The sequence below is a fragment of the Pricia antarctica genome, assembly GCF_900101815.1.
Taxonomy (GTDB): Bacteria; Bacteroidota; Bacteroidia; order Flavobacteriales; family Flavobacteriaceae; genus Pricia; species Pricia antarctica.
Genome location: NZ_FNAO01000001.1, coordinates 213,630 through 229,277, shown reverse-complemented (window position 1 = coordinate 229,277; position 15,648 = coordinate 213,630). Strand labels below are relative to the sequence as shown.

The following is a 15,648-nucleotide window of genomic DNA, read 5'->3' as shown; positions in this document are numbered from 1 at the left end:
ATGATTTTTTTGAATCGACCTAAATTTACCGCACTGGCGGTAATTGCGCTCGTTACCGTATTGGCAGCCTGTGAAAAAGACCTGACTACCATTGGTGCCGGTGTTATCGGTAACAAACCTTTCAATACCGATAAGGCCGTTTTCGACGTCTTTGCCGTTAATAAAAAGATACGGGCAGTACGTGCCAATCAGCTTCCCGTGTATCAATTGGGGACGTATAATCATCCCATATACGGAAAGACCGAGGCAACGATTACCTCACAAGTTCAATTGCCGACCGAAAACCCGCTTTTTGGAGATGCCAGACCGGAAGCGGAGAGTACTCCCGAAAACGAGACCGTCGATTCGGTGTATCTCTATATTCCCTTTTTGACCAGTCCGTCCGGCGATGCCGATAATGATGGTGTGATAGATGCGTTGGACAAGGATCCGTTAGACCCTAATAGCGATACCGATGGTGATGGATTTACCGATAACCAGGAAAAAAGTAGGGGAACCGACCCTCTCGTAAGGGATAGCAATGAAGCGGATGGTTTTGTTAAGGATCAATTTGCACGCACCATCGACGTAGATAGTATTTATGGAAATCGCGATATGCCGTTTCAATTAAACCTGCAACGCTCCACTTACTTTTTAAGGGATTTGGATCCGAACACCAATTTTCAAGAGGCGCAGGAATATTATTCCGATCAAGATTTTTCGGGCTTTTTGACTGATAAAATTTCATTGGATTCCGAAACGATTACCATAAGTGAAAAAGAGATTTTGTTGCCCAAGAAGGACGATGCCGCTACCGAGAACATCAACGAGGCGGAGCAGTTCACGAGATTGGCTCCCGGTATACGTGTGGCGTTAAGCAAAGAATTCTTTCAAAAGAACATTTTGGATAGGGAGGGCAGTTCCGAGTTGTTGACCCAGGCCAACTTCGCTAATTTTTTACGGGGCATACACTTCTCGCTGGAACCCTCGGCGGGAGAAGAGCTGATGATGCTTTTCAATTTGAGGGATGCCAAAATCACCATATCCTATAGTTATACGGCCAGTGAAGCGGTCAAGAACAAAGAGTTAGAGCTCAAATTTGTAACGCAACAGACCAACCCCTCTACGCAGGTAGGTTCGATAGCGGGCAATGCGGTGAACAGTTTTATCAACGATGCCTATCCGCCTGAGGTTGCCGACGGAATTGCTTCCGAAGAAAATGCGGAGCGTATTTACCTCAAAGGCGGTGCCGGTAGTTTTGCGGAAATCAAGCTTTTCGATGATGCCAATGGAAGGCAGGCCATCGAGCAGATTAAGGCCAACAACTGGATCATCAATGAGGCCAATTTGGTCTTTTATGTAGACAAGAAACCGGGCGTAGTCGAGCCACCGAGACTGTATCTGTACAATACGGAGACCAATGCACCCCTTATCGGCCGAAATGACGCACCGGCCGCGCAGGGTCAATCCCATTTAAGTAGCTATCCATTTTATGGCGGACTCTTACAGGGAGAGAGCAGCGGGTCCGAGCTGAAATATACGGTAAAGATTACCGATTATATGAACGATTTGGTCGTGCGTAATGCGGATAATGCCACATTGGGACTGACGATTACGCCGAACATAGGGCTTTTCAATAGTGCCAATGCCATGCTCGACAACGATACCGAAACGGAACTACCGGTGGCAGCCACGCTGAGTCCGTTAGGTACTGTGCTTTTCGGTAGTAACGTTTCCACAGCCAACGCAGGTAAAAAACTGCAGCTTGAAATCTTTTATACCGAGTCGAATTGAAATTCAAAAAGGGTCAAATTCCAAATTCTATAAATCAATGCGGGACAAAACCTTGTTTAATCATTAAATCTTAATTTCCCGGACTGCTACATACGAGTTCCCACATTTCTTCGTTTAATTTCTAGAACAGGGATATTTTTTACTCATTTCGCTTAAATTTGTCGTGAAACAGAGCTTCCCCCATAACTAAAGAACTAATATTATGTGTGGAATTGTTGGGTATATAGGGCATAGAGATGCCTATCCGATTATTATCAAAGGACTTCAGCGTCTAGAATACAGAGGGTATGACAGTGCCGGTATCGCACTTTACGACGGTAATGCTATTAATCTTTCCAAAACCAAGGGAAAGGTCGAAGACTTGAAAAAGAAATCGGAGGAGCAAATTTCTACAAAGGGCAGTTTGGGTATCGGTCACACGCGTTGGGCGACCCATGGGGTGCCCAACGATGTAAATTCACATCCCCATTACTCAAATTCCGGCGACCTGGTTATCATCCACAACGGAATCATAGAGAATTACGAATCCATCAAAAAAGAGTTGATTATAAGAGGCTATACATTTCACTCCGATACAGATACCGAGGTGTTGGTCAACCTCATAGAAGAAGTCAAGAAAAAAGAAGATGTCAAGCTCGGGAAAGCGGTACAGCTGGCCTTGAACGAAGTGGTCGGTGCGTATGCCATTGCGGTTTTTGACAAACAAAAACCGGATGAGATCGTTGTGGCCAAATTGGGTAGCCCATTGGCTATTGGCGTCGGGGAAAACGAGTTCTTCATTGCTTCCGATGCTTCCCCGTTTATTGAATTTACCAACAATGCGATTTATTTAGCCGATGAGGAGATGGCGGTAATCCGTCTCGGAAAAGAGATCAAATTGAGGAAAATCAAAGATGACGCGATTACCTATCCGAACATCCTAGAACTAAAAATGAACATAGAGGAAATCGAAAAGGGCGGTTACGACCACTTTATGCTCAAGGAAATCTATGAGCAGCCTCGCGCTATTCTCGATACGTACCGCGGCAGGTTGCGTACGGAACAAGGTCTTATAAAAATGGCCGGGGTAGATGAGCATCTTGACAAGTTCATGAATGCCAACCGTATTATTATTGTAGCCTGTGGCACCTCTTGGCACGCCGGGCTGGTGGCCGAATATATTTTTGAAGATCTGGCACGAATTCCCGTTGAGGTAGAATATGCCTCGGAGTTTCGATATCGAAATCCCGTAATTACCGATAAAGACGTGTTGATAGCGATTTCTCAGTCCGGCGAAACGGCCGATACCTTGGCCGCTATCAAACTAGCCAAGGAAAATGGAGCTTTTGTATTCGGTGTCTGTAACGTGGTTGGTTCTTCGATTGCCCGTGAGACCGATGCGGGGGCTTACACCCATGCCGGTCCGGAAATCGGAGTCGCTTCTACCAAAGCATTTACCACGCAAATTACGGTCTTGACCTTGATTGCCCTGAAACTGGCCAAAGAAAAGGGCGTTTTTTCAGAAGCTCGCTTCCGTGAATACTTGGTGGAAATGGAAACCATTCCTGCCAAGGTCGAAAAGGCCTTGGAATCGAACCCGTTGGTCGAAATTATTTCCGAAGTGTACAAAGATTCTACCAATGCCTTGTATCTAGGTAGGGGTTATAATTTTCCTGTCGCCTTAGAAGGTGCGCTTAAATTAAAGGAAATCAGCTATATACATGCAGAAGGCTATCCAGCGGCCGAAATGAAGCACGGTCCGATAGCCTTGATCGACGAACAAATGCCCGTTTTTGTAATCGCCACCAAGTTGGGGCACTACGAAAAAGTAGTAAGCAATATTCAGGAAATAAAATCCCGAAAGGGGAAGATCATTGCCATTGTTACCGAAGGCGACGAACAGGTTACCGAACTGGCCGATCATGTGGTCGAAGTGCCGGAAACCTTTGAAAGCCTAACACCGCTACTGACTACAATACCTTTGCAGTTGCTGTCTTACCATATCGCCGTAATGCGCGGTTGTAATGTGGATCAGCCTAGAAACTTGGCCAAGTCGGTTACGGTGGAGTAGCGAGCATCCTCAAATAGAAAAAATTGATAGAGACCATCGCACGATCGATGGTCTTTTATTTTGGGAATATAGCAATCTCAGCGATGATATTTACGAAAAAAATACTATGCATGCATAATTTTTTTCATTTTATGATTTTCGGTTTAAAAAAAATGTTAACTTGCCGATACAAATCAATTTAACTTAAACTTAACATGAAAGCAATACTATTTTTCCCCCTATTGTTGATGGCGAGCTTCGGTTTTTCGCAGACTACCGTAAACGGTAAAGTAGTCGATCAGAACGAACAGCCCGTACCCGGGGCCAATATTGTAATCGATGGGAAAGCCATCGGGACTACGACCGATTTTGATGGAAATTTTATTTTAGAAACTTCCGAAGTCCCCCCTTTTCAGCTGAATATTACAAGTATAGGTTATACCGAGGGAAAGGAGGAAGTCACGGAAACCGGCGTCACCTTGACCATTGTTTTGAACGAAACCCAGACCTTTTTAGACGAGGTCGTCATCTCCGCCTCACGAACTCCGGAACGTATTTTCGAATCTCCCGTTTCCGTAGAGCGGTTCGGACTGAAGGAGATCAAGACTACTTCTTCGGAGTCTTTTTATAGTGGACTTCAGAATTTGAAAGGGGTTGATGTCAATACCAACAGTCTTACTTTTCAATCCATAAATACCCGTGGTTTTGCCACTTTTGCGAATAATCGATTCATGCAATTGGTAGACGGAATGGATAATTCCGCCCCGGGCCTTAATTTTGTGTTAGGGAACTTGGTAGGTATGTCAGAACTCGAGGTCAAGAGCGTCGAGATACTTCCTGGGGCCTCTTCCGCACTTTATGGGGCGGGCGCATTTAACGGTATCCTCTTTATGACCAGTAAAGATCCTTGGAACTATCAAGGGATCAGCACCTATCTTAAGGGCGGGGCCACTTCCCAAGATGCAGCGGGGACGAACGGATATTACGATTTTGGTATCCGTGCGGCACATGCCTTCAGCGACAAGTTTGCCGCCAAGGTCAATTTTTCCATATTGAGGGGAGAAGACTGGCATGCGAACAACGATATTGATTTGCTGAATCCAGGGCGCACTCGAATCGATCCTGCTTACGATGGACTCAATATTTACGGGGATGAGGTTTCAACGACACTTGATTTTGATGATCTTGCGGTGCCTGATTTGCCAGATGGTACAACACAGGCGCTACCGTCGGGAACAATTGGATCCGCATTAGTTTCAAGGACGGGTTATGACGAAGCGGATTTGTTGGATTATGGCGCGGAAAGCGTCAAGTTCGACGGCGCATTGCATTTTAGGCCTTTTGCCGATGATTTTGAAATCGTCTATCAGGCCAGGGTCGGTCGGGGTAATACGATTTACCAAGGTGCCAACCGATATTCCATACAAGATTTTATCATGCAGCAGCATAAACTCGAAATCCGAAACGATAATTTCTTTTTACGGGGATATCTGACGGCCGAAAACTCCGGAAACTCCTACGACACTCGTTTTGCCGCCATAAACGTAAACCGTCGCTGGAAAAGGGATGCACCCAATCCCGATGATGCAAGTGAGCCTTCTTGGTTCGGCGATTATGCTCGAACGTTTATCGGTGCCAAGCTGGGGGTAGTGACACCGGCAAACCCAACTGGAATACAATTGGATGATGCCACTGCACATGCCGCTGCAAGACAGGCGGCCGATTCGGGAAGGTTAATTCCCGGTACGCCGGCTTTTGAAAATGCCCTTACAAACGTCATTACGGACGGAAACCTGACCACCGGTGCCAAGTTTATCGATAATACTAAAGTACGCCATGTTGATGCCAATTATAATTTCAGCCATCTGACGCAAGATTTTGCCGAAATTCAGGTCGGGGGTTCCTTCAGGGAATATGTTTTAAACTCCACTGGCACCATCTTTACCGATGTTGATAAGCCCATTGTTTACGGGGAATATGGGGCCTATGCCCAATTGCAGAAGAAATTTTTTGAGGAACGTTTGAAGTTTACGGGGTCGGTGCGATACGATAAGAACGAATTTTTCGACGGCTTCCTTTCGCCCAGGGGTTCCTTGGTCTATACTCTGGGGGAAAAGAAAAACCACAACATTCGTGGATCGATACAACAGGGTTTTAGAAACCCTACGACCCAAGACCTATTCATTGGTCTGAATGCAGGGCGAGCTATTCTGGTGGGTTCCGCTCCTAACAATCCTGACCGATATACTTCGTCACCAATTCTATTGAGTACTAAGGGGAGGGTGTTGACAGGTCAGTCATCAGTTATTCTTACAGGTAGGGACGCTTACGAAAACGCCTATTCGCAGAGTTCCGTAGAGGCTAAAAATCCGACGACTGTAAACACCCCATTCGTTAAGCCCGAAGAAATAACGGCGTATGAGGTTGGGTATCGGGCTCAACTTGGAAAAGTAGCTATTGATTTAAGTGGGTATTACAATGCATACAAAAATTTTATATCCAATACTACCGTAGTTGTTCCTCTATACGGTGAGGCGGGAGATGGAGGCTTATCGCTTTTAGCACTGAAAAACGGAGATTTTCAAGCGTTTCAAACCTATACCAATTCCCTTGCGGATATCAACTCTTACGGGGCGACCATCGGTATCGATGCCAAAATATTGGGCAACTTTGATATAGGAGGCAGTTATACCTTTAGCGAACTGGATTTCAATCAAGCGGCGTTCCCTGATTTTAGAACGAGTTTCAACACGCCCAAACATAAGTTCAAGGCTTCCTTCGGAAATACGGACCTGTTCAAGAATTTCGGTTTCAATATCAATTACCGATGGAGCGATACCTATTTATGGCAGGCTACGTTTGCCGATGGCGACATACCTGCATACGGCGTGTTAGATGCACAGATCAACTATTCGGTGCCCAGTATCAAGTCCGTATTCAAATTGGGCGGTTCGAACCTAACGGGCCACGAGTATTTTTCAGCCGTTGGTACCGGAAATATAGGGTCATTGTATTACCTCTCTTGGGCAATTAATCCATGATTTTGTACAAAAAATGAAACCTAGGGGCGGCCAATTCGGCCGCTCTTTTTTTGCCGTAAATCGACATCCCAAAAAACAGCAAAAAGTAGTTTTCAAATTAAGCCTAATACCCTATCTTTGCCCCCTGAAAAACAGGATGGGATTCCCATCGGGATAGACCTGTCATATAAACACAAGCGCAATGTCAAAAGTTACAGGTAAAGTTTCCCAAATCATCGGGCCGGTCGTCGACGTGGAATTCCAATCGGGCGATGAACTTCCAAAAATCTATGATTCCTTGGAAATTACCAATAAAAACGGTTCCAAACTGGTCTTGGAGGTACAGTCCCATACCGGTGAAAATACGGTCAGAACGATTTCAATGGATTCTTCCGATGGATTGAGCAGGGGAACCGAAGTACTTTCGACAGGAGCACCCATACAAATGCCTATAGGCGAAGATGTTTACGGACGCCTCTTCAACGTAATCGGGGATGCTATTGATGGCCTTGGGAATTTACCAAAAGCCGGTAAAGATGGCTTGCCCATTCACAGGGAAGCACCTAAATTTGAAGACCTTACTACTTCTACCGAAGTCCTTTTTACGGGAATCAAGGTTATCGACCTTATCGAACCTTATGCCAAAGGAGGTAAAATTGGTCTGTTCGGTGGAGCAGGAGTCGGCAAGACCGTACTAATTCAGGAATTGATCAACAATATTGCCAAAGGGCACGGTGGACTTTCAGTGTTTGCCGGGGTGGGAGAAAGAACTCGCGAAGGAAATGATCTTTTGCGCGAAATGCTGGAATCCGGCATCATCAAATACGGCGACGCTTTTATGCATTCGATGGAAGAAGGGGGTTGGGACCTTTCGAAAGTAGATAAAGAAGTGATGAAAGATTCGAAGGCGACCTTCGTTTTTGGACAGATGAACGAACCTCCCGGAGCACGTGCGCGTGTGGCCCTATCCGGTCTGACTATTGCGGAGTACTTCCGTGACGGCGCAGGCGAGGGGCAAGGAAAGGATGTACTTTTCTTCGTAGATAATATTTTCCGTTTTACCCAAGCAGGTTCGGAAGTATCCGCACTTTTGGGCCGTATGCCCTCAGCGGTAGGGTATCAGCCCACCTTGGCCACCGAAATGGGGGCCATGCAAGAACGGATTACCTCCACAAAAAGAGGTTCCATTACTTCGGTACAAGCGGTATACGTACCTGCGGATGACCTTACGGATCCCGCGCCGGCAACTACCTTTGCCCACTTGGATGCTACTACGGTACTATCCCGTAAGATTGCGGAATTAGGAATCTATCCTGCAGTGGATCCATTGGATTCTACCTCACGGATCCTTACCGCCGATATCTTAGGCAAAGATCATTACAACTGCGCCCAGCGTGTAAAAGAGTTGTTGCAGCGTTATAAAGAATTACAGGATATCATTGCCATCCTCGGTATGGAAGAATTATCGGAAGAAGATAAACTGGCCGTAGGCCGTGCCCGACGGGTACAGCGTTTCCTTTCCCAGCCTTTCCATGTGGCCGAGCAGTTCACCGGTATCCCCGGAGTATTGGTCGATATCAAGGAAACCATCAAAGGCTTCAATATGATTATGGACGGCGAACTCGATCACTTGCCGGAATCAGCTTTTAACTTGAAAGGTACTATTGAAGAAGCGATGGAAGCCGGAGAGAAGATGCTCGCAGAGGCTTAATCGAGCGGAGCTGGGAAAATCCCTAATGACAAGCACCAAATGCCAATACAGGGTTTTGGCGGTGGAATTTAGAATTTGGAATCTTTTCTTTGCAGAAAGTTTCAGTTTCCTAAAACATACTACTAACTAATCGAAAGAATGCATTTAGAAATCGTATCCCCAGAGGCAACATTGTTTGCCGGAGAAGTCACCTCGGTAACCGTACCCGGAGTCGAAGGCGAGTTCCAGATGTTGAAAGACCACGCGGCCATCGTTTCCCTATTGCAGGAAGGTGATGTCAAGTTCGACGGTACTACTTCCATTTCCAAAGCCCATGCCTCCAAATTTTCTAATGATGTCAATGGAAAAACGGTTCTGCATATTACTAGCGGTACGGTTGAGATGAAGGATAATAAGATTATTATCCTGGCGGATTAAGCGCCTTAGAACCAACTTTTTAATCCTCAAAAACGAATTGAAATTCAAAGAGCCATCTGTTTTCTCAGATGGCTCTTTGAAATTTTATTGACACCAATTTTTTCAACTCAACCCAATCAATTTCCAATTTTGGTCTCCCGACCGATATGTTTTAAATTCCTCAAACCCGACCGAATAATGCGCTTGCAGCGAACGCCTATTTTCGGCATCGACCTCGGTAATAATTAGTCCAAATTCAGGTTGAATGTTCTCCAGCATGGTTTGGTACAATTTGCGAAAGACCCCTTGACCGCGAAACGCTTTTGCGATACAGATTTGACCCATCACGATGTAGTTTTTAATCTTGGGATGTACCACATTTATTTCATCGAACATGGGGCGAAGCACTTCAATTGCATCCGCAAATTTTGGATGCATACACAAGGCGTAGCCAATTACGATACCGTCGGATTTTGCAATGATATGCGGGCAGAGCTCGTTCATCGCCCTCAAGATGTCGAGCGTGTGGCAAACGGTAACAATACCCTCTATTTTCTTTTCTTCGGATGAAACGACCCAGGGCAAATTCTTTTGCTGTAAGGCAAGTATCTGATTCAACTCTTCTTCGGAGGTTACTCTGCCATAAATTATCATACAACTTTACCTAATAGTGGATAATTACGAGCGCAGTGAAGTGATCTGTTCAAGAGACCCAAATTCTTTTTTAAACCCCACATCCTTACCGCTTACTCAGTTTTAAGCCACTCCTCCCTATTTTTCAATTGCTTTTTCGAAGGTTTTCCCCCAAGGGTCTCCATAAGATGGAGGCTATATTCCGGGTCTGATTTTAGGGTTACCGAAGTAGTTTTCGCTTTGCCGTAGCGTTCAAAACCGATTTTCAGCATATCTCCCACCTTAAATTGCTTGATAAAGGCATTAAATTGCTGCCCAGTAGGGAAATCGTTGCCGTTGATCGACGTGATTACATCACCCATGTCGAGCGCCGCTTCATAGGCAGGACTACCGATTTTAGGGTTCGTTCGAATCACCCCGTTACCATCGCCGTCAAGTTGTGCCGATATACCGATATAAGGGCTTTCCGGATTTTGCTGAAGCATTACGCCGACCGATTCCAACAGGGATTTATAATCGGGCATTCCACTTTTGTAGATATATTTGTTGAAAAAAGTATCTCCAAAAGACGTTCCTGCATAATCGTTCAGGGAATTATGTAAGTCTTCCAAAACATAGGGTTTTTCATTTTTTCCATACGTCTGCCAGACCTGTTTCATAAAACCGTCCAAATTCAGATCGTTCTGCCTCAAAGACAGATCTAGTGCCAGACCCAGCACACTTCCGTAAGAATAGTAGGAAATAAAGGTATTCTCGCGATTTACGGGATCTACCGAGGTCGCCGCATCGACAAAAGGTGCTTGATAGCTCATTTCGATGGGATTGAAGAACTGTAGCGCAGGGGAATTCCAGACGTAGTTGAATGTGCCTGAAATCCCTTCGATATATTCCTGGGGAGTGATGAGTCCCGCGCGGCAAAGAATAAAGTTGGTATAATAGCTCGTAAAGCCTTCGGCGAACCAAAGGGCACCGCTCATATTGGCTTCCGAAAAATTAAAGGGTTCTAAAGATTTCGGGCGGATGCGCTCAACGTTCCAGCTATGGAAAAATTCATGGGAAACCGTGCCGATATTATTTTTCATGCCACCTTCGGCCAAACCTTCGACATCCGTTAAAACGGTGGAATTTCGATGTTCCATACCATCCCCGGAGGCATTGGGGACGTAGCAGGCCAAAAAAGTGTATTTTCCATAATCGTAATCCGGCATTTCGCCATATACCTCCTTTTCGGCCAGCACGACTTTCTTGACCTTTTCGAAATAAGTATCCAGTTCTTCTTCGGTACCGTTATGGTGTAGTACAAATTGCACTTTTTGACTTTTCCCATTTGAGGTTACATCGAATTCCCGCATTTGATAATCGCTGATTTCAACGGGACTGTCCATAAAATACTGAAAATTGGGCGCGGAGTAGGTGGTACCGGAGACAAGGGGCATCTGCGTAGCGATTTTCCAGTTCAGGTCTTCACGGATCTTAAAATCCACTTCAATTTTACGTTCGCTAAGCTCAGGTGGATACATAAAGGTGGCCGGAATATTCAAGTGCGCATGGGTCTCGTCGACCTGCGAATAGGTGCCCCCACCGCGGTTGGCGAACAGGGTGTAGCTGATATTCACCGTGCCGTCGTGACCGGTAATATCCCATTGATAGGGATTCGGGCGGGAGATTTGCAAGTCCTTTCCCTGGCTATCGGTGGCCTTAAAATTATAGACATTTTTAGCAAATTCATGCAGGGCATAGCGTCCTGGTGAGCTGCGGCTCATCCTGAAAGCGACAGTATCGGATTTTAAATCCGTAAATTTTCCATTGATTATCGCCTCGTGGTGCACGGCGTTTTCAAAGGAGATTTCATAACGGTTGGTTTGCGCCAACAGGGAATGTCCAGAAACAATACACAGGAAAAGCAAGGTAAAACGTGTCATTGAAGATGGTTTGTTTCAACGAATATACTGAAGTCATTTAGACTTTTTGTTTGGAACCGAGATATTCGGCTTTTTTGCCCTAATGATGTCATTTTTCAGTTGCATAGCCTAAGCTACGGAACTTAAAAAAGACGAAATTAGGGTGAAAAATGTGAATATCGCAGGTAAAAGGAAAAGTCTAAACGACTTCAATATATAAAATAGGGATATGCTACATTTGTGGTATGGTGGAATTCCCGAAAAAATTAAAAGAAAAACTGCTGGCAAGAACGGGTGACAAAACGCTACGCAGTTTGCCGGAACGCAATACTCTTGTCGATTTTTCCTCTAACGATTACCTGGGTCTTTCCAGAAACGGGGAAATCTTTGAGCGGGCATCGCAAATACTATCCGAGAAGCATATCGTACAGAACGGGTCAACAGGTTCGCGATTGCTTTCGGGAAATCATCCTTTATATACCGAACTGGAAGAAAAATTGGCGGAATTCCACCAAACGGAGTCCGCTTTGGTATTCAATTCGGGCTACGACGCCAACATCGGCTTTTTCGGGGCCGTACCCCAGCGTGGTGATATTGTTTTTTATGACGAATACATTCACGCTAGTATCCGCGACGGCATCAAAATGGGAAATGCCAAAAGCTATAAGTTCAAGCATAACGATTTAGGGGATTTAAAAAAAAGAGAGCAGGCTGAGCGCCGTCGAAGCCTATTCGGAACCAAAGAGAAGCGGGGCCAAGCGGAAAGGAAGTTGCCTAAAACGGAACTGCGGCCATCGCGCTTGATTCCGGGCAAGGCAGGCGAAGCCGAAGTGCCTTTACCTAACACAGCCGAGGTATACGTTGTCACCGAATCCGTCTTCTCCATGGATGGTGATTCTCCCGACCTAAAGGCTTTTGCCGAATTCTGTCAAGAAAACAAGTATCATTTGGTAGTGGACGAAGCCCATGCCATAGGAGTATTTGGAAAATGCGGAGAAGGTCTAGTACAGGAATTGGGATTACAGCATACCATTTTCGCGCGTATCGTTACCTTCGGAAAAGCGATGGGATGCCACGGTGCAGCTATCTTAGGAAGTATCATCCTAAAGAACTATTTGGTCAATTTTGCCCGCAGCTTAATTTATACAACGGGACTTCCCCCACATTCCGTGGCAACCATTACTGCATCCTATGAATACCTATTGATGTCCGACAATGCAGCTGACGGAACGCCAAGGCATCGCATTGTCCGTGACCTTTCCGAAAAGATAAAACATTTCAATTTTGAGCTGGAAACACCTGCCCTGAGTACTTCGAACGCGCCCAGTATAGGCAATGTCAAAGGGGGCGACCTTACCTCGCCGGCAGGCGTACTGAAACCAATTTTCATCCCCAGTACCTCCGCCATCCATTGTTGTATAATTCCGGGAAACGAAAGGGTGAAAAAAATCGCCGAAAAAATTCGGGAAAAAGGATTTGACGTGCGACCCATTCTTTCGCCGACGGTACCCAAAGGCCAAGAACGGCTGCGTATTTGCCTGCATACCTTTAATACCGAAAAAGAAATAAGCGAAGTTTTACAATTATTGGCTATTTTTACCAAAGAAGCCTGATACTCCCGTATTTTGACCGTACGAAAACTACAACATAACAACAATAACGCAATTTTTGCTACCGTAGCGCGATTTCAATATTCCTCTGAGGCACAAATCGTAAAGGGACGTCTTGAAGCGGACGGGATTTCCGTATTTCTTTCCGATAATATTACTATCGATACCGACCCCTTGGTAAGTAATGCCATTGGCGGCGTTAAGTTGAGAGTTCACACCGAGGACGCTTTAAAGGCGATTCGAATTCTAGAATCTATAAGGCAGTACTCGGTCGATGACGAAGGCCAAGAAATCTACTGTCCGGAGTGCAAGAGTATCAAAGTCGATTATTTCACGAATGTCAAGGATTTTAAATCGTTGGCGTCCTTCTTATTCGGATTTTTGTTTGGCGTCTTGCCCTTCTATACGAAGTACGAGTACCGATGTGAAAATTGTAAAAACAAGTTCAATATACAATGAAGCAAATTTTTGTAACAGGAATATCGACGGACGTCGGAAAAACCATCGCCTCGGCCATTATCACCGAAGCCTTGGAAGCCGATTATTGGAAACCCGTACAGGCGGGAAATCTCGACCATACGGATACGGACAGGGTGAAGGAATTGATATCGAACAAAAAAACCGTTTTCCATAAAAGCAGTTACGAGCTGAAATCTCCTATGAGTCCGCATGCGGCCGCCGAAATCGATGGTATAACCATTGATCGCCTTGAAATTCACGAACCTCAAACCGATAATTATTTAGTCATTGAAGGTTCTGGGGGTCTTTTGGTGCCCCTGAACGAGACAGATACGGTGTTGGACATTATTATGCCAACGTATCAAGTGATCGTGGTCTCAAGACATTACTTGGGCAGTATCAACCACACGCTGTTGACCGTGAACTGGCTGACGAGCAAAGGTTATGATGTTTCCTTGATTTTTAGCGGGAATCCCAATCCGCATACCGAGGACATTATACTGCATAAAACCGGTGTTTCGCTTATAGGCCGTATAGACGAAGAAGCGACTTTTGACAAAACCGTGATTAAAAAATACGCAGATCGCTTCGCACCGATGTTACAATCGCTTTGATTGAATTCCTTCCAATGCAATTCCCCCAACAGTCCATCTTCCCGATAATTTTTGGGATTTTAAGTTTGGTACTTGTGATTTGGTGATTGGGATTTGGAATTTTATTTCCCCATCTTTGTATATGCACTTGAGAAAACCAAATAGGCATTCCACACAACTAATGACTACGGAATCCTTATCGGAGCGCGACAAAAAACACCTTTGGCATCCGCTTACACAGCACAAATTGCATCCCCAAATGCTGGCCATCGCCAAGGCGAAAGGTGCCGTACTATACGATGAACACGGAAAGGAATACATCGACGGAATCGCCTCTTGGTATACCTGCATGTACGGACATTGTAACGACTACATTCTGGAAAAAGTCCATCAACAGATGCAACGTTTGGACCAAGTGGTCTTTAGCGGATTTACCCACGAACCGGCCGTTAGGCTATCCGAAGAACTCATAAAGATACTTCCTGCAAACCAAGAAAAACTGTTCTTTTCCGACAACGGCTCCACGGCTGTGGAAATCGGGATAAAAATGGCGTTGCAATATCATTTTAACAAAGGTGAAAAACGCCAAATCATGCTCGCTTTTGAAGATGGGTTTCATGGCGATACCTTTGGGGCGATGTCCGTTTCGAGTCTATCCGTATACAATGGTCCCTTCGAGGATTTTTTTATAGCCGTAGAACGTATACCCGTGCCGACTAAGGAAAATATCACGGATATTTTGAAACAATTGAGTTCCCGACTTCAACAGAACAACATAGCCGGATTCATCTACGAACCTTTGGTACAGGGCGCCGCAGCCATGAAAATGCACGATGCGGAGGGGCTTGACCAAATTTTAAGGCTATTGAAACGGCATGAGGTACTCTGTGTTGCCGATGAGGTTATGACCGGTTTCGGAAAGACCGGTAAACATTTTGCCTCGGACCATTTGACAACTAAACCGGATATCATTTGCCTGTCAAAAGCCCTGACCGCAGGTCTAATGCCCATGGCCATTACCAGTTGCACCCAAGATGTTTATGACGCTTTTTACAGTGATGATATGGCCAAAGGCCTTTTTCACGGGCATACGTACACCGCCAATCCATTGGCGTGCACAGCGGCTTTGGCAGGATTGGAACTATTGCTATCCGAAGAAATACAGAATAATATCCAGCGGATTATAGTTTCCCACCAGCGGTTTAATGAAGAAATCAAAAATCATCCTAAAATAGAAAATACCCGACAATGCGGAACTATCTACGCCTTGAATCTGAATGTGAAAATGGAACGTTACGGTAATCTTCGGGATAAGCTCATGGGTCATTTTATGGAAAACGGGGTATTTTTACGCCCGCTCGGTAATACGATTTATATTCTGACACCTTATGTAATTTCCGACGGGCAATTACAAAAAATCTATGATACCATAAAAAGTGCCTTGGATGCGCTTTAAGGCTTACATATGATATTAAAGTTGTAGCGCAAGGCTTGCGCTTAATGATGTTGAAGATTTAGCGCAG

Annotated in this window: 11 protein-coding genes; 9 read left to right on the top strand and 2 right to left on the bottom strand. The window is 45.2% G+C overall.

The window, feature by feature from the left end; all coding sequences use genetic code 11:
- The 5 genes from BLT07_RS00945 to BLT07_RS00925 all read left to right on the top strand — a co-directional run bounded on the left by BLT07_RS00945 (position 1) and on the right by BLT07_RS00925 (position 8,950).
- Positions 1 to 1,773: a DUF4270 family protein gene (locus BLT07_RS00945; protein ID WP_091864813.1), complete on the top strand. Its 1,773-nt coding sequence runs from the start codon at positions 1 to 3 to the stop codon at positions 1,771 to 1,773.
- A gap of 202 nt (positions 1,774 to 1,975) precedes the next feature.
- Complete coding sequence (gene glmS, locus BLT07_RS00940) at positions 1,976 to 3,823, top strand: glutamine--fructose-6-phosphate transaminase (isomerizing) (RefSeq protein WP_091864811.1); 1,848 nt, start codon at positions 1,976 to 1,978, stop codon at positions 3,821 to 3,823.
- Positions 3,824 to 4,017: 194 nt separating this feature from the next.
- Entirely contained in the window at positions 4,018 to 6,843 is a 2,826-nt protein-coding gene (locus BLT07_RS00935) for a TonB-dependent receptor (protein ID WP_091864809.1), read from the top strand.
- 181 nt (positions 6,844 to 7,024) lie between these two features.
- Entirely contained in the window at positions 7,025 to 8,533 is a 1,509-nt protein-coding gene (atpD, locus tag BLT07_RS00930; RefSeq protein WP_091864807.1) for a F0F1 ATP synthase subunit beta, read from the top strand.
- Positions 8,534 to 8,671: 138 nt separating this feature from the next.
- The gene (locus tag BLT07_RS00925; protein WP_091864805.1) at positions 8,672 to 8,950 is read left to right on the top strand and encodes a F0F1 ATP synthase subunit delta/epsilon; all 279 of its coding nucleotides are present in this window, start codon (positions 8,672 to 8,674) and stop codon (positions 8,948 to 8,950) included.
- Positions 8,951 to 9,052: 102 nt separating this feature from the next.
- Here BLT07_RS00925 and BLT07_RS00920 read toward each other — a convergent pair whose 3' ends face one another.
- Together BLT07_RS00920 and BLT07_RS00915 are read right to left on the bottom strand one after the other, a co-directional pair.
- Entirely contained in the window at positions 9,053 to 9,583 is a 531-nt protein-coding gene (locus tag BLT07_RS00920) for a GNAT family N-acetyltransferase (protein ID WP_091864803.1), read from the bottom strand.
- Between the two features lie 92 nt (positions 9,584 to 9,675).
- On the bottom strand, positions 9,676 to 11,484 hold the full coding sequence (locus tag BLT07_RS00915) for a M61 family metallopeptidase (protein ID WP_091864802.1): 1,809 nt from the start codon (positions 11,482 to 11,484) through the stop codon (positions 9,676 to 9,678).
- 224 nt (positions 11,485 to 11,708) lie between these two features.
- On the opposite strand from BLT07_RS00915, the gene BLT07_RS00910 reads away from it, so the two are divergent.
- From BLT07_RS00910 to bioA, 4 genes are all read left to right on the top strand, one after another.
- Positions 11,709 to 13,076, top strand: a complete 1,368-nt coding sequence (locus tag BLT07_RS00910) for an aminotransferase class I/II-fold pyridoxal phosphate-dependent enzyme (protein WP_091864800.1) — start codon at positions 11,709 to 11,711, stop codon at positions 13,074 to 13,076.
- A 12-nt stretch (positions 13,077 to 13,088) separates the two neighbouring features.
- Positions 13,089 to 13,532 (top strand): putative signal transducing protein, encoded by a 444-nt coding sequence (locus BLT07_RS00905; RefSeq protein ID WP_245726415.1) that lies wholly within the window; start codon positions 13,089 to 13,091, stop codon positions 13,530 to 13,532.
- On the top strand, positions 13,529 to 14,146 hold the full coding sequence (gene bioD, locus BLT07_RS00900) for a dethiobiotin synthase (RefSeq protein ID WP_091864798.1): 618 nt from the start codon (positions 13,529 to 13,531) through the stop codon (positions 14,144 to 14,146). The genes BLT07_RS00905 and bioD overlap by 4 nt, the downstream gene beginning before the upstream one ends.
- A gap of 160 nt (positions 14,147 to 14,306) precedes the next feature.
- On the top strand, positions 14,307 to 15,581 hold the full coding sequence (gene bioA, locus BLT07_RS00895) for an adenosylmethionine--8-amino-7-oxononanoate transaminase (protein ID WP_091864796.1): 1,275 nt from the start codon (positions 14,307 to 14,309) through the stop codon (positions 15,579 to 15,581).
- Positions 15,582 to 15,648 lie beyond the last annotated feature (67 nt).